Origin of the sequence: Gulosibacter sediminis, assembly GCF_030011715.1 — a bacterium.
GTDB lineage: Bacteria > Actinomycetota > Actinomycetes > Actinomycetales > Microbacteriaceae > Gulosibacter > Gulosibacter sediminis.
This window is the reverse complement of record NZ_JASCYH010000004.1, coordinates 1-23,269: the sequence shown is the minus strand read 5'-3', so window position 1 is coordinate 23,269 and position 23,269 is coordinate 1. Positions and strand designations below refer to the sequence as shown.

General features: G+C 67.2%; 21 protein-coding genes. 12 read left to right on the top strand and 9 right to left on the bottom strand.

What is annotated here, in order from left to right; translation table 11 throughout:
- Positions 1-25: 25 nt before the first annotated feature.
- Positions 26-1,639: a helix-turn-helix domain-containing protein gene (locus tag QM019_RS02900; protein ID WP_282851793.1), complete on the top strand. Its 1,614-nt coding sequence runs from the start codon at positions 26-28 to the stop codon at positions 1,637-1,639.
- Positions 1,640-1,679: 40 nt separating this feature from the next.
- Here the strand turns inward: QM019_RS02900 and QM019_RS02895 are convergent, their stop codons facing one another.
- The 7 genes from QM019_RS02895 to QM019_RS02865 all read right to left on the bottom strand — a co-directional run bounded on the left by QM019_RS02895 (position 1,680) and on the right by QM019_RS02865 (position 9,987).
- Complete coding sequence (locus tag QM019_RS02895) at positions 1,680-2,963, bottom strand: thymidine phosphorylase (protein WP_282851792.1); 1,284 nt, start codon at positions 2,961-2,963, stop codon at positions 1,680-1,682.
- A 33-nt stretch (positions 2,964-2,996) separates the two neighbouring features.
- Positions 2,997-3,422: a cytidine deaminase gene (locus QM019_RS02890; RefSeq protein ID WP_125106863.1), complete on the bottom strand. Its 426-nt coding sequence runs from the start codon at positions 3,420-3,422 to the stop codon at positions 2,997-2,999.
- Positions 3,423-3,437: 15 nt separating this feature from the next.
- The gene (locus QM019_RS02885) at positions 3,438-4,730 is read right to left on the bottom strand and encodes an ABC transporter permease (RefSeq protein ID WP_282851791.1); all 1,293 of its coding nucleotides are present in this window, start codon (positions 4,728-4,730) and stop codon (positions 3,438-3,440) included.
- 2 nt (positions 4,731-4,732) lie between these two features.
- Positions 4,733-5,992, bottom strand: a complete 1,260-nt coding sequence (locus tag QM019_RS02880) for an ABC transporter permease (protein ID WP_282851790.1) — start codon at positions 5,990-5,992, stop codon at positions 4,733-4,735.
- Positions 5,982-7,487: an ABC transporter ATP-binding protein gene (locus tag QM019_RS02875; protein WP_282851789.1), complete on the bottom strand. Its 1,506-nt coding sequence runs from the start codon at positions 7,485-7,487 to the stop codon at positions 5,982-5,984. The genes QM019_RS02880 and QM019_RS02875 overlap by 11 nt, the downstream gene beginning before the upstream one ends.
- A gap of 139 nt (positions 7,488-7,626) precedes the next feature.
- The gene (locus QM019_RS02870) at positions 7,627-8,727 is read right to left on the bottom strand and encodes a BMP family lipoprotein (protein WP_282825317.1); all 1,101 of its coding nucleotides are present in this window, start codon (positions 8,725-8,727) and stop codon (positions 7,627-7,629) included.
- Between the two features lie 141 nt (positions 8,728-8,868).
- Positions 8,869-9,987 (bottom strand): mannose-1-phosphate guanylyltransferase, encoded by a 1,119-nt coding sequence (locus QM019_RS02865; RefSeq protein ID WP_282825318.1) that lies wholly within the window; start codon positions 9,985-9,987, stop codon positions 8,869-8,871.
- A 125-nt stretch (positions 9,988-10,112) separates the two neighbouring features.
- On the opposite strand from QM019_RS02865, the gene QM019_RS02860 reads away from it, so the two are divergent.
- The 5 genes from QM019_RS02860 to QM019_RS02840 all read left to right on the top strand — a co-directional run bounded on the left by QM019_RS02860 (position 10,113) and on the right by QM019_RS02840 (position 14,988).
- On the top strand, positions 10,113-11,261 hold the full coding sequence (locus QM019_RS02860) for a glycosyltransferase family 4 protein (protein ID WP_282851788.1): 1,149 nt from the start codon (positions 10,113-10,115) through the stop codon (positions 11,259-11,261).
- Positions 11,262-11,426: 165 nt separating this feature from the next.
- Positions 11,427-11,849, top strand: a complete 423-nt coding sequence (gene sdhC / locus QM019_RS02855) for a succinate dehydrogenase, cytochrome b556 subunit (RefSeq protein WP_282851787.1) — start codon at positions 11,427-11,429, stop codon at positions 11,847-11,849.
- Between the two features lie 12 nt (positions 11,850-11,861).
- Complete coding sequence (locus QM019_RS02850) at positions 11,862-12,311, top strand: succinate dehydrogenase hydrophobic membrane anchor subunit (RefSeq protein ID WP_193127558.1); 450 nt, start codon at positions 11,862-11,864, stop codon at positions 12,309-12,311.
- Positions 12,312-12,367: 56 nt separating this feature from the next.
- The gene (gene sdhA, locus QM019_RS02845; RefSeq protein ID WP_282851786.1) at positions 12,368-14,206 is read left to right on the top strand and encodes a succinate dehydrogenase flavoprotein subunit; all 1,839 of its coding nucleotides are present in this window, start codon (positions 12,368-12,370) and stop codon (positions 14,204-14,206) included.
- A gap of 23 nt (positions 14,207-14,229) precedes the next feature.
- Positions 14,230-14,988, top strand: a complete 759-nt coding sequence (locus QM019_RS02840; protein WP_282851785.1) for a succinate dehydrogenase iron-sulfur subunit — start codon at positions 14,230-14,232, stop codon at positions 14,986-14,988.
- 94 nt (positions 14,989-15,082) lie between these two features.
- Here the strand turns inward: QM019_RS02840 and QM019_RS02835 are convergent, their stop codons facing one another.
- A complete protein-coding gene (locus QM019_RS02835) occupies positions 15,083-15,892 on the bottom strand; it encodes a TSUP family transporter (protein WP_125106852.1) in 810 nt (269 codons plus the stop codon).
- A 443-nt stretch (positions 15,893-16,335) separates the two neighbouring features.
- Complete coding sequence (ptsP, locus tag QM019_RS02830; RefSeq protein WP_282851784.1) at positions 16,336-17,994, bottom strand: phosphoenolpyruvate--protein phosphotransferase; 1,659 nt, start codon at positions 17,992-17,994, stop codon at positions 16,336-16,338.
- 83 nt (positions 17,995-18,077) lie between these two features.
- Between ptsP and QM019_RS02825 the strand changes: the two genes are divergently transcribed.
- The 6 genes from QM019_RS02825 (at position 18,078) to QM019_RS02800 (ending at position 23,211) form a co-directional block, all read left to right on the top strand.
- A complete protein-coding gene (locus QM019_RS02825; protein WP_282851783.1) occupies positions 18,078-19,397 on the top strand; it encodes a YihY/virulence factor BrkB family protein in 1,320 nt (439 codons plus the stop codon).
- 10 nt (positions 19,398-19,407) lie between these two features.
- Positions 19,408-20,247, top strand: coding sequence for an exodeoxyribonuclease III (locus QM019_RS02820; protein WP_282851782.1), 840 nt, complete (start codon positions 19,408-19,410; stop codon positions 20,245-20,247).
- Positions 20,248-20,325: 78 nt separating this feature from the next.
- Positions 20,326-21,351, top strand: a complete 1,026-nt coding sequence (gene trpS / locus QM019_RS02815; RefSeq protein ID WP_193127553.1) for a tryptophan--tRNA ligase — start codon at positions 20,326-20,328, stop codon at positions 21,349-21,351.
- Positions 21,352-21,382: 31 nt separating this feature from the next.
- Positions 21,383-22,177 carry a polyprenol monophosphomannose synthase gene (locus QM019_RS02810; protein WP_282851781.1) on the top strand — a complete coding sequence of 265 codons (795 nt, stop codon included), beginning with the start codon at positions 21,383-21,385 and terminating at the stop codon, positions 22,175-22,177.
- Positions 22,174-22,797 (top strand): GTP cyclohydrolase II, encoded by a 624-nt coding sequence (gene ribA, locus QM019_RS02805; RefSeq protein WP_345961012.1) that lies wholly within the window; start codon positions 22,174-22,176, stop codon positions 22,795-22,797. Before QM019_RS02810 ends, ribA begins: the two co-directional genes overlap by 4 nt.
- A 54-nt stretch (positions 22,798-22,851) precedes the next feature.
- Complete coding sequence (locus QM019_RS02800) at positions 22,852-23,211, top strand: hypothetical protein (RefSeq protein WP_125106845.1); 360 nt, start codon at positions 22,852-22,854, stop codon at positions 23,209-23,211.
- The last annotated feature ends 58 nt before the right edge of the window (positions 23,212-23,269 follow it).

Genomic DNA, 23,269 nt, shown 5'->3' with positions numbered 1-23,269 from the left:
TTGGTGGATCCCATAGGCTTATGAAATGCGCCTGTCGGTATCCACAAATTCTTCGCCACAGGGGTCGACCGTTGCCGCGCTGCTTGAAGATGCCGCACCGCTCGCCTCGGCACTTTTCCTCCCGGATGCGGAGCTGCCGGCCATTGTTGGGGTCGAGTTCTACGACGATGCGGCCCCCGAGCGCGTTGCCGAGGGGCTTCTCGTGCTCGTCCCTTCGTGGCGTGCGCTCCGGCAGCAAGCGATACGCGGCCTCGTCGAGTTGGCCGCGAAGCGCGGGGCCGCGGGCGTGGTGATTCAGGGCGGCGAACCACCGCAACAAGTACTCGCCGCGTGCGCGCAGACGGGGCGTGGCGTTGCGCTTCTTCGCCTCGATGACCACATCACCTGGCGAGAGTTCGAGGCGGTCGTTGACCTCACGATCGGCGAGACGTCACCGAGCATCACGGCGTCGCTGCTGCAGTCCGATTACCTCTTCGCGATCGCGGATTCCATCGCGGAGGTCTTCGGCGGTTCAGTCGCCGTTGAGAACCATGCCAGAACGCTGCTGGCCTATTCGACCGTGGAACACCAAATCATCGACGAGACGCGCAGCGTCGGCATCCGTACCCGCCAGGTGCCGCATGCCATCCGCAACCACGAGCAGTACCGGCAGGTGCAGTTCACCGACGGCCCCGTGCAGTTCCCGCAGTTCGACGCGCACGAACTGCCCCGCGCCGCGATTGCAGTGCGGGCCGGCAGCATGCAGCTCGGCAGCATCTGGGCCATCGACCCTGACGGCGGGACCGACGTTCCGCTCTCCGAGGAGAAACGCGATGCGCTCGAGCGGGGCGCGCAATCGGCCGCGGCGCACCTGCTCGCGGCGTGGCGAGTGAGCGACGCGGAGGCGCGGCGTCGTGACGCCGCGCTCGGCCGGATGCTCGAGATCCCGCCGACGAGCGGCGATCTCGTTGCGCTGTCGCTCGCGCCCACCTCCGAGGTGCGCCTAATTTCACTGCGGTTCGCCGGCGAGGCAGCCAGCCCAGGAGACGAGCGACAGCTGCAGGCCTTCGCAGAGCGACAGTTGCAGGCACGACTCTCGGTCGTCGCTGCGGCGCTCACGAACGGCGCCTGCTACGTCGCGGTCACGGGCGCCACCGAGTCTCGGATCAGGGATGCGCTGACCGCCACGATCCGTGCCGCCGCACGGTCCTTCACGCAAGAAATTCGCGCCGCCATCGCCTGCCCCACCACTGCAGGGGTGGGCTTCGTCGCCGCGCGAGAAGAACTCGACGCGATTCTCCGCACGCCTCACGAGGGCACTCAACCGGTCAAGAGTAGCGACGACGTCCGTGCCTCACTCATCGCCGACCATCTCGGGCAGCTGTTTGCAACGTACCCGTACCTGCAGCATCCGGCGGTCACGATGGCCGACGGCAGGCGCCAGCGTGAGCGGCGCGACACGATGCTCGCCTGGTTCGAGCAGGGCGGGCCGGCGGGTGCGGCCGCCCACCTGCACGTGCACGAAAACACCGTGCGCTACCGAGTTCAGCAGGCGCTTCGCGACTGGGGTGTCCAGCTCGACCAACCAGATGAGGCCTTCGCCCTCTGGACGACACTGGTCGCGTGGCGGGCGCGCGACCGCAGCACACACACCGACTAGACCGACCAGCCCGACCAGCAATCGGCTCGCACGCCGAAACTCAGCGGATACGGTCGACGATGAGCGGTGCGGGCTCGGGTGCCGCGTCGCCGAGGGCCCACGCGCCATCGAGCGCATCGAGGGCGCGGTCGAAGCGCGACGCGTCGTCGGCGTGGAGGGTCCACAGCAGGTCGCCGCGGCGCACCGCGTCGCCGGGCTTTACGGCGAGGTCGATGCCGGCGGCGTGCACAACCGGGTCGTGCTTGCGCGCGCGTCCCGCACCGAGGCGCCACGCGGCCAGGCCGAACTGGAACGCATCCTGGCGGGTGACCACGCCATCGCGCTCGGCCCGCACCTCGTGCGACTCGCGCGGGGTCGGCACCGCCGCATCCGGGTCGCCGCCCTGCGCCACGACAAACTTGCGCCAGACATCCATCGCCTGGCCACCGCGCAGGTGCGCCGCAACGTCAACATCGCGGATACCCGCGAGCTCGAGCATCTCCTGCGCGAGCGCGACCGTGAGTTCGACGACGTCGGCGGGGCCGCCGCCGGCGAGCACCTCGATCGACTCGCGCACCTCGTTCGCGTTGCCGATCGTGAGGCCGAGCGGCGTGTTCATGTCGGTGAGCAACGCCGACACGTTGACGCCCGCATCGGTGCCGAGGCGCACCATCGTCTCGGCGAGCTCGCGTGCCCGCTCGCGCTCGCGCATGAACGCGCCCGAGCCGAACTTCACGTCGAGCACGAGCGCGCCCGTGCCCTCGGCGATCTTCTTCGACATGATCGACGACGCGATGAGCGGAATCGCCTCGACCGTGCCCGTGATGTCGCGCAACGCATAGAGCTTCTTGTCGGCCGGCGCGAGTTCGGCTCCGGCCGCACACACGACGCCGCCGACTTCCTCGAGTTGCCGGAAGAGCTCGTCGTTCGTCAGCTCCGCGCGCCAGCCGGGAATCGACTCGAGCTTGTCGAGCGTGCCACCGGTGTGGCCGAGCCCGCGGCCCGACAGCTGCGGCACGGCCGCGCCGAACGAGGCGACCAGTGGCATGAGCGGCAGCGTGATCTTGTCGCCAACGCCACCGGTCGAGTGCTTGTCGGTGGTCGGCTTCGACAGCTTCGAGAAGTCGAGGCGCTCGCCCGACGCGATCATCGCGTTCGTGAGGTTGAGGATCTCCTCGCGCTCCATACCGTTGAGGAAGATCGCCATCGTCATGGCCGCCATCTGCTCGTCGCCGACGAAGCCGTCGGTGTAGCGGGCGATCAACCAGCGAATCTCGTCGCCGCTCAGGGCGCCCCCGTCGCGCTTGCGTCGAATGAGCTCGATCGCGTCAAACTGCTCAGCCAATTTTCCTCCTCGATGCGGGCGACCGGGTCGGTACTAGGCGGGCTCGCCTCGGTCGTCAAAGTCGTTCAGGTTGCGAGGCCCGAAGGCCATGGGCAGGATGCCCTCGATGTCGGTGATACCGGCGATGGTGTCGAAGAGACACCCCGGTGCGGCGAACTCGTTGAGCAGTTGCCGACACCGGCCGCACGGCATGAGCCGCTCGCCGTTGCCGTCGCAGCAGGTAAAGGCGATGAGCTGCCCGCCGCCGGTGCGCGCGAGCTCCGACACGAGGCCGCACTCGGCGCAGAGGCCCACGCCGTAGCTCGCGTTCTCGACGTTGCAGCCCGTGACGATGCGACCGTCGTCGACGAGCGCGGCCGCGCCGACCCGAAACTTCGAGTACGGCACGTACGCGTGCGCCTGCACCTCTCGCGCGGCGGCGCGAAGCGTCTCCCAGTCGATATCGACCACGGCGCGCATCCGGTCGTTCACGAGCTACCGGCCCTGCGTGATGTAGGGAGTGCCGCTCGCAGCGGGCGCGCGGGACTGACCCACGAAGCCGACGACGGCGAACACGGTGACGATGTAGGGCACCATCGCCATGAGCTCGGTGGGCAGATCAGCGCCCACCTGCGAGGCGAGGGTGCGGAAGTTCGAGGCGAAGCCGAAGAGGATCGCCGCGAGCGTCGCGTACACCGGATGCCAGCGGCCGAAGATGAGCGCCGCGAGTGCGATATACCCCTGACCACTCGTGACCTCGGAACCGAAGGCGCCCACCAGGCCGAGCGTGTAGTACGAGCCGCCGAAGCCGGCGATCGCACCCGAGAGCAGCACGTTGCGCCAGCGGGTCGCATTGACGTTGATGCCGACGGTGTCGGCGGCCTTGGGATGCTCGCCGACCGCGCGGGTGCGGATGCCCCACTTCGAGTTGAAGAGCATGAAGACCATGAACGGCACGAGCAGGAACAGCGCGTAGACGACGATCGTGTTCGAGAACAGCAGCGGACCGAGCACCGGAATTTCGCTCAGGCCCGGGATGGACCAGGTCGGGTAGCGGTCTGGGCTGTTGTAGCGCTGCGGGTCGCTCGACATGAGGCCCGAGTATAGGAAGTCGGTGAGGCCGAGCACGATCATGTTGATCACGACACCGACAACGACCTGCTCGACCCAGTACGTGATCGAGAACAGCGCGAGGATGGCCGAGATGAGCACGCCGGCGACGATCGCGGCGACGAGGCCGGCGATCCAGTTGTTCGTGAGGCTCGCGACGAGCGCCGAGGCGAACGCGCCCGAGAGCAGCTGACCCTCGATGGCAATGTTCACGACGCCCGAGCGCTCGGCGACGAGGCCCGCCATCGAACCGAACACGATCGGGGTCGACAGCGCGAGTGTGCCGGTGAGCAGCCAGGCGAGCGGCACGTTCGCGCCGGCGCCTACCCAGATGATGAGCGCGATCGCCCAGAGCGCCGCGAACACGGCGGTGACCGACATCGGCACCTTTTGGCGCGCGAGCGAGCGCAGGACCGCGAAGACGGTGAGCGCGACCATCGCAACCGTGAGCACGGCGTTCGTGAGCATCGTCGGGAACACGAGCGGGTCGAGCTGAATCGCGCCGCCGCGGTTGCTGATGTCGATCTGCGTCGACTGGTCGCCAACGGTGAACACGAAGGCGAGCAGCGAGATGAGTGAGAAGACCGCGAGCAAGATCGGGGTCTTGAGTTTGCGAGGCGCGAGGGTCTCGCCGCCGGCGGGGGCCGCCTCGGCGCGGGTGAGCTGGTCGTTCGTCATGGTTACGCCTCCGAACCCTGCTTGCGAGCCGACAGCCGGTCGGCGAGTTGGATGCCCGTGGGCTTCGGCAGGAAGCCGAGGAACTTCGGGGCGGCGACGAAGAGCACGATGAGGCCCTGGATCACCGGGATGATGTCCTTCGGGACACCGGCGCTGACCTCCATCGAGACGGCACCGGCTTTGAGCGCACCGAACAGCAGCGCGGCGAAGATGATGCCGATCGGGTTGTTGCCACCGAGCAGCGCGACCGTGATCGCGTCGAAGCCGATGCCCGCATCCACCGACGGCTCGATGCCGGTCGGGTGCACCTCGAGCGTCTGCGTCGCGGCAGCGATGCCGATGAACCCGCCCGAGAGGGCCATTGTGAGTACGGTGACGAGCTTCACGTTGATGCCGGCGGTCTTCGCGGCGTTCGGGTTGATCCCGACGGCACGAATCTGGAAGCCGATTGTCGAGCGATCCATGATCCACCAGTACGCGACGGCCGCGAGAATCACGACGACGACGCCGGTGCCGAACACTCCCGCGATCTCGGGGAAGCGGGCGGTCTCGAGAATCGCTTTGCTCTTCGAGTAGCCCGGCGCGTTCTCGGCCTGGAACGGCTGCTGCTTGAGCAGATAGGTGACGCCCCAGTAGGCGATCCAGTTGAACATGATCGTGAGGATCACCTCGTGCGCGCCCGTCTGTGCCTTGAGCCAGCCGACGATCGCGGCCCACATCGAGGCGGCGAGGATCGCGATGATGATCGTGACGACGAGGTGGAGCACCGGGGGCAGCGCCCAGTTCGAGCCGACGTAGGCGGCGAAGAACGCGCCAACGAGCAGCTGTCCCTGACCACCAATGTTGAAGAGGCCGGCCCGGAACGCGATGCCGAGGCCGAGACCGGCGGCGATGAGCGGGGTCGCCCACTGCAGCGTCGTCAGCAGCGGCAGGAACCCGCGCTTCGGGTTGTAGATGGCGCCGTTGATGAGCGCCTGCACGGCGTCGCCGATGAGCGTGCCGGCGGCCTGGAAGAAGTGCTGCGGCGCGGCGAACACGTAGCCGAGCGTGCCCTGTACATCGGGGTCGGTGAAGACCGCGATGAGCAGACCAATGAAGAGGGCGATGACGATCGCGATGAACGAGCGGGCGAACGAGCCGCCGAGGATGTCGCGCCAGACGCCGCGCCAGGGCTCGTCGGCGAGCGCATTCGTGGAGCCGGTGCGCACCTTGTCGACCGGCGGCTGGTCGACGTCGGGCGTGAGTTTCGTGTCATTCGCCATGGGGAATACCTGCCATCATCTGTCCAAGTGTTTCGCGCGAGGTGTCGGCCGAGACGATGCCCATCGAGCGGCCGTCGTACATCACCATGATTCGGTCGGCGAGCTGCACAACCTCGTCGAGCTCGGTCGACACGATGAGCACCGGGATGCCCGAGTCGCGCGTCGCCACGATCTGGTCGTGCACGAACTCGATCGAGCCGACGTCGAGGCCGCGGGTGGGCTGGGATGCGATGAACAGCTCGAGCTGTCGCCCGAGTTCGCGCGCGAGCACGACCTTCTGCTGGTTACCGCCCGAGAGCCGGCCGACGGCCGTCTCGGTCGACGGCGTGCGCACATCGAACGACTCGACCTTCTGCTCGGCGTTCTCGTGGATGGCGGCGAGGTCGAGCGCGATGCCTTTCGAGAACGGCTTGCGGTCGAACTCGTCGAGAATCAGGTTCTCGGCGATCGTGAACTCGCCGACGATGCCGTCGACGGTGCGGTCCTCCGGCACGAAGCCGATGCCGGTGTTGAGCGCCTGCTTGACGCTGAGGCCGAGCACCTCTTTGCCGTTGAGCGTGATCGAGCCGTCGGTCTTCGGCTGGAGGCCGAGGATCGCCTCGGTGAGCTCCGTCTGGCCGTTGCCCTGCACGCCGGCGACGACGAGAATCTCGCCCTCACGGATTTCGAAGCTGAGCCCATCCACGAGCCGCTGGCCCGTCGGGCTGAAGACGGTTAGGTCGCGCACCTGGAACGACGCGGAGCCGAGCTTCGGCGCATCCTTCTGCACCGTTAGCGATACGTCGTGGCCGACCATGAGCGTCGCGAGCTCCTCGTTCGAGGCCGTTGGTTCGGCGGTGCCGACAACCTTGCCGCGGCGGATGACCGTGATGCGGTCGCTCACGTGGCGCACCTCGCGTAGCTTGTGCGAGATGAAGACGATCGAGGTGCCCTGCTGGCGCAGCTCGTCCATGATGCGCATGAGCTCGTCGGTCTCCTGCGGCGTGAGCACGGCGGTGGGCTCGTCAAGCACGAGCACCTTCGCTTCCTGCGACAGGGCCTTGATGATCTCGACGCGCTGCTGCTGCCCCACCGAGAGCTCTTCGACGACCGAGTCGGGGTCGATGCGGAACCCGAAGCGCTCGGAGATCTCGTTCACGCGGTCGCGCGCCGCCTGGAGGTCGAGGATGCCCGCGCCCTTCGTGGGCTCGTGGCCGAGCATGAGGTTCTCGGCCACCGTGAAGACGGGAATGAGCATGAAGTGCTGGTGCACCATTCCGATGCCGGCGCGCATCGCGTCGCCAGGCCCGGAGAAGTTTTGGACCTCGCCATCGAGGAGGATTTCACCTTCTTCGGGCGTGTAGAGCCCGTAGAGCACGTTCATCAGGGTCGACTTGCCCGCGCCGTTCTCGCCGAGCAGCGCGTGGATCTCCCCCTCCTCAACAGTGAGGTCGATGCTGTCGTTTGCGGTGAAGTTGCCAAAGCGCTTCGTAATACCGCGGAGTTCGAGTTTCATACGAGACCTTCTCCAACCAACGGGTGGGGTTCTGCAGGAAGCCTAACGGGCCACCGGCGCGATTTGAGCCCGGCCGAGCTACTCAGGGCTTGACCGGGCTCAAATCACATGCGGGTCGCGCGTCAGCGCGAGGGGACGGTTACTCGGAGACCGCGGGCGACGAAGGCGACTCGACCTCGATCGTGCCGTCGATGATGCCCTGGCGGATCGTGTCGAGCTCGTCGAGCATGCCGTCCGGCAGCTCCGACTCGAAGTCGCCGAAGTCCGAGATGCCAACGCCCTCGTTCTCGAGCGTGCCGGTGTAGGTGGTGCCGCCGGCGAAGTTACCCTCGACCGCGCTTTCGATCGCCTCGTAGACCGTCACGTCGAGACCCTTCTCGATCGAGACGAAGATGAGGTCTGCGTAGTCCGGCTCCTTCTCGCGAAGGTCGCTGTCAACGCCGAGCAGCAGCGCGTTGTCGCCGTCGGCGCGGATCGCCTCAGCGGCACCCTGGTAGAGCGGGCCACCAACCGGCAGGATGATGTCGGCGCCCTGGGCGAGGAAGCCCTCGGTGATCTGGTTCGCCTTGGTCTGGTCGCTGAAGTTGCCGACGAACTCACCGTTCTGGCCCTCAACGTCCCAGCCGAGCACCTCGACGTCGGCGCCCTTCTCTTCGTTGTAGTAGTCAACGCCGTCGGCGAAGCCGTCCATGAAGATGGTGACCGAGGGGATCTGGGCGCCGCCGAAGGTGGCGACCTTGCCGCTTTCGGACTGGCCCGCGGCCGCGTAGCCCGCGAGGAACGCGGCCTGCGCGGTGTCGTAGTTGAGCTGCAGCAGGTTGTCGGCGCTCAGGTAGTCGACGTCGACAATCGCGAAGTTGGTCTCGGGGTTCGCGTCGGCCGCCGCCTGGGTCGCGTCGGCGAGGTTGAAGCCGACGGGAATAATCAGGTCGCAGCTCTGGTCGACCATGGCCGAAAGGTTCGGCGCGAAGTCGTCGGGCGAGCTCGACTGTGCCTCAGCCGACGAGATGCCAAGCTGCTCGACGGCCATTTCGAGGCCCTCGTGCGCGAGTTGGTTGAACGAGCGGTCGTCGAAACCACCCTCATCCGACACCATGCACGCGAGGAAGTCGCTGTTGTCAGCCCCTGCGGCGCCGGTCGACTCGGTCTCCGCGGGCGGAGCGCCACACGCCGCGAGCGCGAGCATACTGATCGACGCGACGCTGAGCGCGCCGACAGCCTTCTTGCGAGACATACCCATTGGTTCTCCTCAAGTAGTTCCGCAGCCGTGCGGAATGTTCACCTTGAGTTGAGTCTATGTTGATTTTTCTCACAGCCGCGGCGACTAGTGTCGCGCGCCCTAACAATTTGGCTACGCCTGCCGTGCACGGCTGTCAGGTCGCTACAACACCTCGGGGTGTTCGGACTCCTTAATCAGTGAGACGACCTGCTTCACCTGCTGGGCGTTCTTGCGCGTCGTGACGAGCAGCGCATCCGCCGTATCGATGAGCACGACATCTTGCAGGCCGGCGATCGCGATGACGCGATCGGTCTCCGAAATCACGAGCCCGCTCGACTCGTAGGCAATGACGCGGTCAGGCGAGCCGATCGCGCTGACCCCCTCGTCGCAGTTGCTGACGCCCTCGTGCACGCGCGAAACCGCGGCGAAGTCCCCGACATCGTCCCAGCCAAAGAAACCCGGGATGACCGCGAGGCCACCCTTCTTCGCGGCGGGCTCTGCGACGGTGTAGTCGATCGCGATCTTGTCGAGCGTCGGCCAGACCCGGGCGACAACCTCGTCGCGCGCGGGGGAATCCCACGCTTCGGCGATCTCCTGAATGCCCGCGGCCAGCTCGGGGGCATTCTCTTCGAGCTCGGCGAGCAGGCGGCTCGCGCGCGCGATGAACATCCCGGCGTTCCAGAGGTACTCGCCCGAGGTGAGGTAGCGGCGCGCGGTTGCGGCCTTCGGCTTCTCGATGAAGGCGTCGACCTGGCGGGCCGAGGGCGCGCCGAGAATCTCGAGCGGTTCGCCGGCGCGGATGTAGCCGAACGCCGTCGACGGCTCGATCGGTTGAATGCCGATGGTCACGATGAGCCCCTCGTTCGCGGCGCGCACGGCCTCGACGACCGCGCGGCGGAAGCGCGTGTCGGCCGAGATGAGGTGGTCGGCGGCGAACGAGCCGATGACGGCGCCGGGGTGGCGACGCTCGATGATCGCTGCGGCAAGGCCGACGGCGGCGCTCGAGTCGCGCCCCTCGGTCTCGAGAATCACGTTTTGCTGCAACAGCTCGGGCAGCTGGTGCTGCACCTCCTCGCCGTGGGCAGCGCCCGTCACGACGTAGATGCGCTCGTCGCCGGTGAGGGGGGCGAGGCGCTCCCAGGTCGAGCGAAGCAGCGAGGTGCCGGTGCCGGCAATGTCGCGCAGGAATTTCGGGCGGTCCGCACGACTCAGCGGCCACAATCGAGACCCCACGCCACCTGCCGGAATCACCGCATAGAAGTGGTCCAAGTTATTGGGCATGCGCACGACTGTAGTGCGCAAGGGCTCAAGGTTCACGGCGGATACGTCCCCGCTACCCAATCTCGTCCCGAAGTTCGCCTGAGGTTCAACCCACGGCTACTGGCGGCTCCTACGGTCGATACATCATGCGAGTCGCAGTGGTCACCGAAAGCTTCCTGCCGACGCTGAACGGCGTCACGAACAGCGTGCGCAAGGTGCTCGAGCACCTGCGGCTGCGGGGTCACGAGGCGATCGTCATCTGCCCGAAGGCCGGTGCGCCGGCCGAATACGCAGGCTTCCCGGTGCATGAAGTCACGACGGTGAACCTCCGCGAGTTCCCGGTCGGCCTCCCGAGCCTCCAGGTCGACCAGCTGCTGCGCGACTTCAACCCCGATGTCGTGCACGCCGCATCCCCCTTCATGCTCGGGTGGAACGCGCTCGCGACTGCCCGGCGCCGCGGCATCCCGACCGTCGCGATCTTCCAGACCGACGTCGCCGGCTATACCGAGCGCAACCGCCTCGGCGCGATGCGCGAGGTCACGTGGATGTTCCTGCGCAGCGTGCACTCGCTGGCCGACGTCACGCTCGCGCCGTCGACGCACTCGATTCGCGACCTTGAGCGCAACCGCTTCGAGCGAGTGACGACCTGGGGCCGGGGCGTCGACCTCGAGGCCTATCACCCGAACCACCGGCTCGCACCCGACGCCGACGAGCTCCGCGCGAGCATCGCCGGCCCCGACAAGGTCGTCGTCGGCTACGTCGGCCGGCTCGCGCCCGAGAAGCAGGTTGAGCGGCTCGCACAGCTGCGCGGCATCCCCGGCATCCACCTCGCTATCGTCGGCGAGGGCCCGAGCGACGCGTCGGTGCGCGCCGCCCTGCGCGGCATGCCGGTCACCTACCTTGGTCGGCGCAGCGGCCGCGACCTCTCGCTCGCCTACGCGAGCTTCGACGTGTTCGTGCACACCGGCACCGAGGAGACCTTCGGCCAGACGCTGCAGGAGGCGCATGCCGCAGGCCTGCCCGTAGTCGCGCCCCTCGCTGGCGGCCCGGTCGACCTTGTTACCCACGGTGACGACGGCTATCTCTTCGACCCCGCGTTCTCTGGCGGCGTTGATTCGATGCGCGCCTACGTCGAGCGGCTTGTCGGCGACCGGATGCTCCGGGCGCGGATGGGCGAGGCCGGCCGCCGGCGCGTGCTCGACCGTTCCTGGGAGGGCATCTGCGATGAGCTGCTCGGCCACTACGGCGACGTGATTGGAGCGGCCAAGACGGCTGCCGCATTCAGCCTCGAGTAAGGCCCACCTAATAGCGCTCCTCGCTGAAGGTTGCCTCAAAACGGGGTAACCTGACATCACGTGTGAGTTGTGCAAAAACGCAAGATCACGTCACGTGGTGCCCTGCGCCACTCACACGCCGGGCGACGTAGCGCCGCCGGCCTAGATCAAGAGAAGGGTAGTTCCGTGTCATCATCCTCGACCGGCACCCCCGCCACTGCCACCGCACCGAAAAAGAGCGCCCTTGGCGGTCGCCTTTATCGGGGCAACGAGGGCATGTGGTCGTGGGTGCTCCACCGCATCACCGGTGTCGCCATCTTCTTCTTCCTGCTGGTGCACGTGCTCGACAGCGCGCTCCTGCTGGTGAGCCCCGAGGTGTACAACACCGTGATCGGTGCGTACAAGAACCCGATCATGGGTATTGGCGAGCTCGGTCTCGTGGGTGCGATCACCTACCACGCCTTCAACGGCCTGCGCATCATCCTCATCGACTTCCTCCCCGGCGGCACCCGCATCCAGCGCGGAATGTTCTGGGGAGTCATTGTTATCTGGTTCGTCGTCATGATCCCGTTCGCGATCATGCACCTGTCGCACGTGTTCGGTCACTAAGGGGGACGCATCATGACTATCGAAACTGTCGAATACCCTCGCACCCCGCTCTCCGAGCGCAAGAAGAGCTCCGGTAACCTCGAGCGCACCGGCTGGGTCTTCATGCGCGTCTCGGGCGTGCTGCTCATCATCCTCGTTTTCGTGCACCTCTACTCGAACCTCATCGCAGGCGACGGTGTGCACCAGATTGACTACCAGTTCGTTGTCGCCGAGAAGTTCCAGTTCTCGTTCTGGCTCATCTGGGACGGCCTCCTGCTCGTGCTCGCGATGATCCATGGCACCAACGGTCTTCGCACCATCGTGAACGACTACGTCTACAAGCCGGGCCCCCGCAAGGCGCTCATCACCACGCTGTGGATCGCCTGCGCCGTCGAGATCATCCTCGGCATCATCGTGCTCATCGCCTTCGGCGTGAACCCCTGCATCCACGGCGCCGGGTCGGTGTCGGTCTGCGCCGCATAGCGCGCCGCTGAACCCCCGCTCTCGAACGCGTAGAACGAAGGAACTTTTCGAACATCATGGCTGCTGAACAGCTGAAGGACACCACCAAGGTTGTGGACGGCGTCACCGTCCACTTCCACCGCAACGAGATCGTGATCGTCGGCGCCGGTGGCGCGGGCATGCGCGCCGCCATCGAGGCGGCCGAGCAGGCCGGCACCGGTGCGGTCATCGACGTCGTCACCAAGCTCTACCCGACCCGCTCGCACACCGGCGCGGCGCAGGGTGGCATGGCTGCCGCCCTCGCGAACGTCGAGGACGACAACTGGGAGTGGCACACCTACGACACCGTCAAGGGTGGCGACTACCTGGTTGACCAGGACTCGGCCGAGATCCTTGCGAAGGAGGCCATCGAGGCCGTCCTCGACCTCGAGAACATGGGACTGCCCTTCAACCGCACGCCCGAAGGCAAGATCGACCAGCGTCGCTTCGGCGGTCACACGCGCGAGCACGGCAAGGCGCCCGTGCGCCGCGCCTGCTACGCCGCCGACCGCACCGGCCACATGATTCTCCAGACGCTCTACCAGAACTGCGTCAAGCACAACATCCGTTTCTTCAACGAGTACTACGCACTCGACGTGTCATTCGTCGAGGTCGACGGTGTGAAGCGCCCCGCCGCGGTCATCGCGTACGAACTCAAGACCGGCCACCTGCACGTGTTCCAGGGCAAGTCGTTCATCTTCGCGACCGGTGGCTTTGGCAAGGTCTTCAAGACCACGTCGAACGCGCACACCCTCACGGGTGACGGCGTCGGCATCATCTGGCGCAACGGCCTGCCGCTCGAAGACATGGAGTTCTTCCAGTTCCACCCGACCGGCCTCGCCGGCCTCGGTATCCTCCTCACCGAGGGTGCGCGTGGTGAGGGTGCGATCCTGCGTAACGACTCGGGTGAGCGCTTCATGGAGCGCTACGCCCCGACCATTAAGGACTTGGCGCCGCGAGACATCGTGGCCCGCTCGATGGTGCAGGAAGTGCTCGACGGCCGCGGTGCCGGCCCGAACAAGGACTACGTCTACCTCGACTGCACCCACCTCGGTGCCGAGGTGCTCGAGACGAAGCTCCCCGACATCACCGAGTTCGCCCGCACCTACCTCGGTGTCGACCCAGTGACCGAGCCCGTTCCCGTCTACCCCACGGCGCACTACGCCATGGGTGGCATCCCGACGAACAACGACTCCGAGGTGCTCGCGAACGACAACGAGGACATCGTGCCCGGCCTCTATGCGGCCGGCGAGTGTGCGTGCGTCTCGGTGCACGGCTCGAACCGCCTCGGCACCAACTCGCTCCTCGACATCAACGTGTTCGGTAAGCGCGCCGGCCGCTCTGCCGTGAAGTACGCGAAGACCGCCGACTACGTCGAGCTCCCCGCCGACCCCGATGCCTTCGTGCGCGGCCTCGTCGCCGACCTCCGCGCGACTGGCGCCGACCAGCACACCGAATCGGTCGCCGAGATCCGCAAGGAGCTGCAGGAGACCATGGACACCAACGTCCAGGTGTTCCGCACCGAAGAGACCCTCGAGGAAGCGACCAAGGTCGTCCACCAGCTGCGCGAGCGCTACCGCAACGTGCACGTGCACGACAAGGGCCACCGCTTCAACACCGAACTGCTCGAAGCCATCGAGCTCGGCTTCCTCCTCGACCTCGCCGAGGTCGTCACCTACACGGCGCGCAACCGCAAGGAATCGCGCGGTGGCCACATGCGCGACGACTTCCCGAAGCGCGACGACGAAAACTGGATGCACCACACGATGGCCTACCTCACCGGTGACCGTACTTCGGCCGACCCGGCCGACCACATCACCCTGGGGCAGAAGCCGGTGCGCATGACGCACTACGTGCCGCAGGAACGCAAGTACTAGGAATTTGAAGGGAGATCATCGCAATGACTGAATCGCAGGTTGACACCGCCGCGCCGCAGGTCGAAGAGCCGGAGAAGCCCTTCAAGGTCGAGATTGTCGTGCGTCGCTACAGCTCGGAGACCGACCAGGAGCCGTACTGGCAGTCGTTCATCGTCGACATGTACTCGACCAACCGCATCCTCGACGCCCTCCATCAGATCAAGTGGGAGCAGGACACGACCCTCGCGTTCCGCCGCTCGTGTGCGCACGGTGTGTGTGGCTCCGACGCCATGCGCATCAACGGCCGCAACCGCCTCGCGTGCAAGACGCTGATCAAGGACCTCGACATCACCAAGCCGGTGTACGTCGAGGCCATCAAGGGGCTGCCGCTCGAGCGCGACCTCATCGTCGACATGGACCCCTTCTTCGAGGCGTTCAAGGAGGTGCAGCCCTTCCTGCAGGCTTCGGACAAGCCCGAGAAGGAGCGCATCCAGTCGATCGAGGACCGCGCCGTGTTCGACGACACGACCAAGTGCATCCTCTGCGCCGCGTGCACGACCTCGTGCCCGGTGTTCTGGACCGACGGCCAGTACTTCGGCCCCGCCGCGATCGTGAACGCGCACCGCTTCATCTTCGACTCGCGTGACGAGGCTGCGGCGACCCGTCTCGACATCCTCAACGACCAGGAGGGCGTGTGGCGCTGCCGCACCACCTTCAACTGCACCGACGCGTGCCCCCGTGGCATCGAGGTCACCAAGGCCATCGCCGAGGTGAAGCAGGCCGTGCTGCGCGGCCGCCCGTAGCCCGAGGCGAGCCGAGGCTCGAAGCCGGGGCGTGCATCCTTCTTCGGATGCGCGCCCCGGTTTCGTTTTCCTGCCTGCGGCCGGCGCTGGGTCGCTAGAGCCAGAACATGTCGACAGTGTCCCACGCAAGCTTGAGCGCGAGGATCGAGATGGCGACGACGAAGATCTTGCGCACGAACTCGGAGCCGCGGCGCACGGCCATACGCGCGCCGATGACCGCGCCGAGGATGTTCGCGGTGCCCATGATGAGGCCGAGCACCCAGACGACCTCGCCGTGGAGGCCGTAGAGCACGATCGCGGCGATGTTCGTGACGACGTTCGCGATCTTCGCGTTGACGCTCGCCTCGAGGAACCCGAAGCCGAGCACGGCGACCATGAGGATCACGAAGAACGAACCGGTCCCCGGGCCGAGCAGGCCGTCGTAGAAGCCGACGCACAGGCCGATGACGCCGGCGCGCCAGCCCATGGCGGAGCCTTCGTGGCGCGGCTCGTGCGTGATGCCGAGGCGCGGCTTGACGAGGATGTACACGCCGATGCCGACGACCGCGACGAGCACGACCGGGGTGAGGATCTCGCGCGGCAGGAACCGCGAGAACCACGCTCCCCCGGTCGAGCCCGAGTAGGCCCCGATGACGAGTGGCAGGATCACGATGAGCTGCGTGCGGAGCCGGCGGAGGTAGACGAGGCTCGCGCTGAACGTCCCCATGAACGCCGCGAGCTTGTTCGTGCCGAGCACGTAGGGGCTCGGGAGGTTCTGGGGCAACCCGATGACGAGCGCCGGCAGCTGGATCAGCCCGCCGCCGCCCACGACCGCGTCGATCCAGCCAGCGCCGAAGGCGGCGACCGTGAGCAGCACCAGGGTCGTTAGGGTGACCGGCAGCCACGACGCGAGCTCAGCATCCACTTCGCCAGGGTACGCCTGCCCGGGAGCGCGTCTCGTTACGGGACGCCCTCCCCGAGCGGGCAACGGGTTGCGGCCACCACCACGGGATGCGCTACCTAGGTCATCCCGAGGCGCAAACGCAACCCTTGAGCTCCAACGGGTTGCAGTCACTGCCTCGGCATGCGCTTATACGGTCATGCCGAGGCGAAACCGCAACCCTAGGGCCATTCCGCGGCAATCCGGCGCAGTTGCAGCTACACTCGCAGTCCCTGTCGCAGTCCGTCGAGCACCTCCCTACCTGCAAGGAGGGCCCCAATCGCACCGCGGAACCACGCTCCGCCGTCATGGAACGGCCGCATCAAGGGCACGGGGACGCCCAGAACGCAGAATTCCCCGCCTCGCAGGCCCGGAGCACCCAACCGCACTCCGACCCCACGAACCGGGGAATTCTCCGGATGCGCTACCTACGCCTGCTCGGCGACGTACGCGTCGAACAGCTCGCGAGCCTCATCTCCAGAAGCGGCAGCGAGCACGCGCTGGGCAACCTGGTTGGCCTGCTCTTGCGTGAACTTCTGCAGCTGCACGCGCACGGCCGCGAGCGCGGGCGGCGCCATCGACAGGCTCTTCACTCCGAGGCCGACGAGCACGACGGCGAGGCGCGGGTCGGCCGCGGCCTCACCGCAGACGCCGACCGGCTTGCCGGTGGCGGCGCCGGCGCGGCCGGTCTCCGCGATGAGGCGCAGCACTGCGGGGTGCCACGGGTCCTGGAAGTTCGCGACGGTGCCGAGCACGCGGTCGGCGGCGAGCGTGTACTGGGTGAGGTCGTTCGTACCGATCGACACGAAGTCGCTCGTGCGCAGCACCTGCTCGGCGAGGATCGCGGCCGACGGCACCTCGATCATCGAGCCGACGACCTCGAGCCCGAACTCGCGGCCGAGTGCGGTGAAGTACTCGCTGTCGGCCGCATCCGCGACCATCGGCGCCATCACCCAGAGCTCGACACCCGAGCGGTCGCGCGCCTCGGCGAGGGCTGCGAGCTGGTCGCGCAGCAGGTTCTCGCGCTCGCGCAGGATGCGGATGCCGCGCATGCCGAGCGCGGGGTTCGCCTCGGCCGCGTCGTTGAGGAACGACAGCGGCTTGTCGGCACCCGCGTCGAGCACGCGCGCGACGACCTTCTTGCCCGCGAACGGCTTCATCAGCGAAGTGTAGACCTCGATCTGCTCGTCCTTCGTCGGCGGCGTGGTGCGGTCGAGGAACAGGAACTCGGTGCGGAAGAGGCCCACGCCCTCGGCCCCGAGGTCGACGGCGGGCTGCGAGTCGGCCGGCTTGCCGACGTTGGCGAGCAGCTGCACGGGCTCGCCGTCGGCGAGGGCGCCCGGGGAGATCGGGGCGGCCGCGATCTCGTCCTGCTCGCGCTGCTTCGCGCGGGCCTCGTCGAGCTGGTGCTTCGTCGGGCCGACGATGACCTGACCCGTCGCGGCATCGACGACGAGCAGGGCGCCGTCGGGAATGTCGTCGGCACCGGCCGCGGCGACGACCGCGGGCAGGCCCTTCTCGGCGGCGATGATGCCGGTGTGCGCCTTCGGCGAGCCGTCGCGGGTCACGAACGCGAGCACCTTGTCGAGGTCGAGCTTGCCGGTGTCGGCGGGCGCGAGGTCGACGGCGACGAGGATGAACGGCTCGTCGCGCTGCGGCACCTCGGGCGCGGGCACGCCCGCGAGCTGAGCCCGGATGCGCTGCGACACGTCGTCGAGGTCGGTCGCGCGCTCGGCCATGTAGCCGCCCATCGCCTTGAGCGTGTCGGCGAACTGCTGGAACGACTCGTAGACTGCGCGCTCGGCGGTCTTGCCGGCCTCGATCGCCCCGGTCACGAGGCCCTCGATTGCGGGGTCGGCGGCCATCATCGACTGCGCCTCGAGCACCTCCTTGAGCGAGCCCTCGGCTTCGCTCGCACGCGACGCGATCTGACTCTGGGTCAGCTTGATTGCGGCCTTCGCGCGCTCCTGCTCGGCAGCAACGTCGCCACGGAACGCGACGTCCTCGGGGATGGGCAGTGGGTCGGGCATGCGCACGGCATTGCCGATCGCAATTCGAGTCCCGACTCCGAAACCGTGAAGCTCCATCGTGCAAACCTTTCGGCTCGGTTCGTGCGCTCCGGGCAGAGCGCATTAGGTCAGCGTAGTGGCGCGCCGCGTAAGGTGTCTGTGTGACCTCAGCAAAGTCGACCAAGTCTAGCCCCGACGCTGCCGCCGCTCACTCGACGGCGAAGCAGTCGTCCACCCACGCGCCCACCGAGCTCTCGATGGCCCGCGTCACCATCTTCCCGCCGTTCCCGAAGCTCCCCGACGACGCGACGTTCGCCGACCGCATCCAGGCCTTTGTCAAGTGGGTGCAGGCGACCCGCCCGATGCGCGCGATCAAGCAATGGTCGGAGCGCCGCGGCGGCACCCTCGCGAGCGGCATGGCCTACCAGGCCCTCTTCTCGGTCTTCGCGGCCCTCCTCGTCTTCTTCTCGGTGATCGGCCTCGTGCTCGGCAACAATGAGGAGCTGCTGGGCTCGCTCATCGGCTCGCTCGCCGACATGGCGCCGGGCCTCATCGACACCGGCGACGGCGGCGTGGTGAAGGCCGACAAGCTCCTCGAGCTCGACACCGGCAGCTCCTTCACCATCGCCGGTATCATCGCCCTCGCCTCGACGCTGTGGACGGCGATGAACTTCCTCAACGGCTCGCGCCTCGCGATCCGCGCGATGTTCGATCTCCCCGCCGCGCCCGAGCGCAATATGGCGGTCACCCGCCTCATCGACCTCGGCCTCATGGTTGCCGGCGGCCTCATACTCATCCTCGCCGTCGGTGTCGTCGCCGCCGGTAGCGGTGCCGCAAACTGGTTGCTGCGGGATGTGCTGGGATTCGACCTCGGCATCGTCACGGGCATCCTGATCCAGCTCGCCGGTATGGCGGTGACGCTCGCGGTCTACACCACCGTCGTCGCCGGTATGCTCCGAGTGCTCGCGCAGATCCGCGTCCCCGGCAAGACACTGTGGTCGGGCTCGCTCATCGGCGGCATTGCGATCGGCATCCTCACCTACCTCGGTAGCGCGCTGCTCGGGGGTGCGACCTCGAACCCGCTCATCGCGACCTACGCGACAATCCTCGGTGTGCTCATCTTCTTCAACTTCCTCTGCATGGTGCTCCTCATCACCGCGGCCTGGGTTAAGGTCACGATGGACGATCTAGGCCAGGCCCCGCGCCTCCTCACGCTGGAGGAGGCGGAGCGTGTCACGCACGAGGCCGAGCTCGAGGCGCACCGCGACCGCCTCGCGACCACGCGTCTGCGCCTCGAGCACGAAATGGAGCAGCTCCCCCGTTGGCGCCGCCGCAAGGTGCGCCGCCGCTACGAGCAGGTCATCTACGAGCAGGTCGAGGTAGAGAACGAGATCCGGGCCCTGCGGATGGGCTACGACCCGCTCGAGGCGGAGGCCGAGCGCGAGGGCATCGACGAGGACGACATCACCCTGCGCCGATAGGATGGCGGGCATGTCGCTTCGCATCGCCACCGTCAACGTGAACGGAATCCGCGCCGCCGCCCGCAAGGGCATGGCCGACTGGGTCGCCGAACGCACGCCCGACGTCCTCACGATGCAGGAGGTGCGCGCCTCCCTCGACCAGGCGCAGCCGCTTATCCCGTCGCACTGGCACGTCACGCTCGACGAGAGCAATCAGAAGGGTCGCGCGGGCGTTGCCGTGCTCACGCGCAACGCGCCCGTCGACGTGCGCCGCGAGCTCGGCGACGACGCCGTCGACTCGGCAGGCCGCTGGCTCGAGGTCGACGTGCAGCACGGCGAGCACGTCGTCACGGTCGTGAGCTGCTACACCCACTCCGGCGAGGCCGACACCCCGAAGCAGCAGGCGAAGTGGGGCTTCCTCGAGGCGCAGGCCGAGCGGATGAGCGAGCTCGCGTCCGAGCGCGACTTCGTCGTCGTCACGGGTGATTTCAACATCGGCCACACCGAGCTCGACATTAAGAACTGGAAGGGCAACGTCAAGCGCGCCGGCTTCCTCCCCCGCGAGCGCGGCTACCTGAGCCGGATGTTCGGGGCGACGGGCGAGGACGTCACGGGCGTCGATGGCTCGGTCGGCGCCGGCCTCGGCTACGTCGACGTCGGCCGCACGTTCGCGGGCGAGGTGCCCGGCCCCTACACGTGGTGGTCGAATCGCGGGCAGGCCTTCGACAACGACTCCGGCTGGCGCATCGACTACCAGGCGGCCACCCCGAAGTTGGCCGCCACTGTGGAGAATTACGCAGTAGACCGCGCGGCGGCCTACGATCAGAGATGGTCAGATCACGCACCCGTCGTCGTCGATTACGCCATCTAGCGCGCTCGCGTTCGCGCAGCTGGCCTGCTCCCCACGCGGTGCCGATCGCCAGATGCGCTCGAAAGGACCAAGAACTTCATGACTCAGCCTGCCACCTCGCAGCCCGTGCTCTACTCCGGGATGCAGCCGTCGGCCGACTCGCTCCACCTCGGTAACTACGTCGGCGCGCTCACCAACTGGGTGAAGCTGCAGAACGAGTACGACGCGATCTTCTGCGTGGTGAACCAGCACGCGATCACCTCGGGCATCGACCCGGAGCAGTTGCGCACCCGCACGCTCTCGACCGCGGCGCAGTACATCGCGGCCGGCATCGACCCCGAGAAGTCGATCCTCTACGTGCAGTCCGACGTGCCCGAGCACGCGCAGCTCGCGTGGATCCTCGGCTGCATGACGGGCTTCGGCGAGGCGAGCCGCATGACGCAGTTCAAGGACAAGTCGCAGCGCTACGGCAGCGACAAGACCACGGTGGGCCTGTTCACCTACCCCGTGCTCATGGCCGCCGACATCCTGCTCTACCAGACGCAGCAGGTGCCGGTCGGCGTCGACCAGAAGCAGCACATCGAGCTCACCCGTAACCTCGCCGAGCGCTTCAACTCGCGCTTCGGCGAGACGTTCACGATTCCCGAGGGCTTCATTCCGAAGGCGAACGCGAAGGTCTACGACCTGCAAGACCCGACGGCGAAGATGTCGAAGTCGGCGCCGAGCGAGGCTGGCCTGCTGTCGATCCTCGACGACGCGAAGGTGACGACGAAGAAGGTCATGCGCGCGGTCACCGACGCCGACGGCGAGATTCGCTACGACCCCGAGGCGAAGCCCGGTGTCTCGAACCTGCTCACGATCTTCGCGGTGCTGTCGGGCCGCGAGCTCGATGACGTCGCGAACGAGTACGCGGGCCGCGGCTACGGCGACCTGAAGAAGGGCCTCGCCGAGGTCGTCGACGCGACCTTCACACCCATCCGTACTCGCACGGCCGAGCTGCTCGACGACCGGGGCGAGCTCACGCGCCTGCTTCGCTCGGGGGCCGACCGCGCCCGTGAGCGCGCGGCGGCGACGCTCGACCTCGTGCACGAGCGCATTGGTTTCCCGACGCGTGCCGACCTCTAGGCCGCGCCGAACGACGAAGGACGACTTGCCCATGGCATCCCAAACCGACGGCCCGCGTCACGCTTTGCCCGAGGCGACGACCACGCGGGGCGATGTGCTCGTGGTGATTCCCACCTACAACGAGTGCGAAAACATCGCCGAGATCGCCGAGCGCGTGCTCGGGGCCTCGCCCCGCATCGACCTGCTCATCGTCGACGATGCCTCGCCCGACGGCACCGGCGACATCGCCGACCAGATGGCCGCGAGCGATACCCGCGTGCACGTGCTGCACCGCAGCGGCAAGCTGGGCCTCGCAACGGCGTACCTGCAGGGTTTCGATTGGGGCCAGGAACGCGGCTACGAGTACCTGTTCGAGTTCGACGCCGACGGCTCACACCCGGCGGCGAAGCTGCCCGAGCTCATCGAGCAGCTGGATGCGGGCGCCGAGCTCGCGATCGGCTCGCGCTGGGTGCCGGGCGGCGCTACCGAGAACTGGCCGCTGCTGCGCCAGCTGCTCTCGCGGGGCGCGTCGATCTACTGCAAGGTCTGGCTCAAGTCGCGCATCAACGACATCACCGCAGGATTCCGCGGCTACCGCGCCGCGACACTGAAGACCTTCGACCTGAGCAACATCGGCGCCGCCGGTTACTGCTTCCAGATCGAGATGGCGTGGATGTACGAGCGCAAGGGTCTCCCCGTCGTCGAGGTACCGATCACCTTCGTTGAGCGCATCCACGGCGCCTCGAAGATGTCGAGCAACATCATTCTCGAGGCGTTCTGGCGCGTCGCGGCGTGGGGCATCGGCTACCGCGCACGCGGCGTCGAGCATCTGGTGACCCGCAAGTGAGTGACGATATTCACTTCGAGGTCGAGACCCACCTCCCCACCGTGCACGGTACGTTCCGCGTTCGGGCGTATCACGATGTCGAGACCGGCGACGACCACCTCGCCCTGATCGGCGACGTGCCGGGCGACGATGTGCCGCTCGTGCGCCTGCACTCGGAATGCCTCACGGGTGAGGCCTTCGGTTCCATGAAGTGCGAGTGCGGCCCGCAGCTGCGCACGGCGATGGATGTTGTGGCCGAGCACGGCGGCGTCGTGCTCTACCTGCGCGGGCAGGAGGGGCGCGGCATCGGCCTCGTCAACAAGCTCCGCGCCTACCACCTGCAGGGGGAGGGGCTCGACACCGTCGACGCGAATCTCGCCCTCGGCCTGCCTGCCGACGCCCGCGACTACACGGCCGCCGCCGCGATCCTGCGCGATCTCGCCATCACGCGGGTGCGGCTGCTCACGAACAACCCGCTCAAGCAGGCCGCGCTCACCGAGCACGGCATCGAGGTCGCCGAGCGCGTGCCGCTCGAGGTCGGCCGCAACGCCGTCAACGACCACTACCTGCGCACAAAGGCCGAGCGAATGGGCCACCTCCTCCACCTCGACCTCCCAATCGAGGACGAACAAGACGCCTGATCGGCCACGGTTTTCGCCGCTCGCCAACAGCTCGACAACTCGTAGAATAGCGACATGGAAATTCTTAAGGACATCCTGCTCGTCTTCCACCTCGTGGGTGTTGCGGGACTCTTCGGCGGGTGGTTCCTGCAGATCAAGGCCATCGGCAAGGGCGAGGCCACGATTCCCGCGGGCATGCTGCACTCGGGCTGGCTTGCGCTACTCACGGGCCTCATCATGTTCGGCCTCAACGAGGCGCTCTACGACGTGACGATGGACATCCGCATCAAGCTCACGGTGAAGCTGCTGTTCCTCATCGTGATCATGGTGCTGCTCATGCTTAATCGCAAGAAGAACCCGGTGCCGTCGGGCGTCATGTGGACCGCCGGCGCGCTTACCTTTGCAAACATCGCCATCGCGGTGCTCTGGCACTAAGCACTAGCCGTGAGCAACTCTCGATCCCCCTTCGCGCGCGGCACCGACTCTTCGGCGC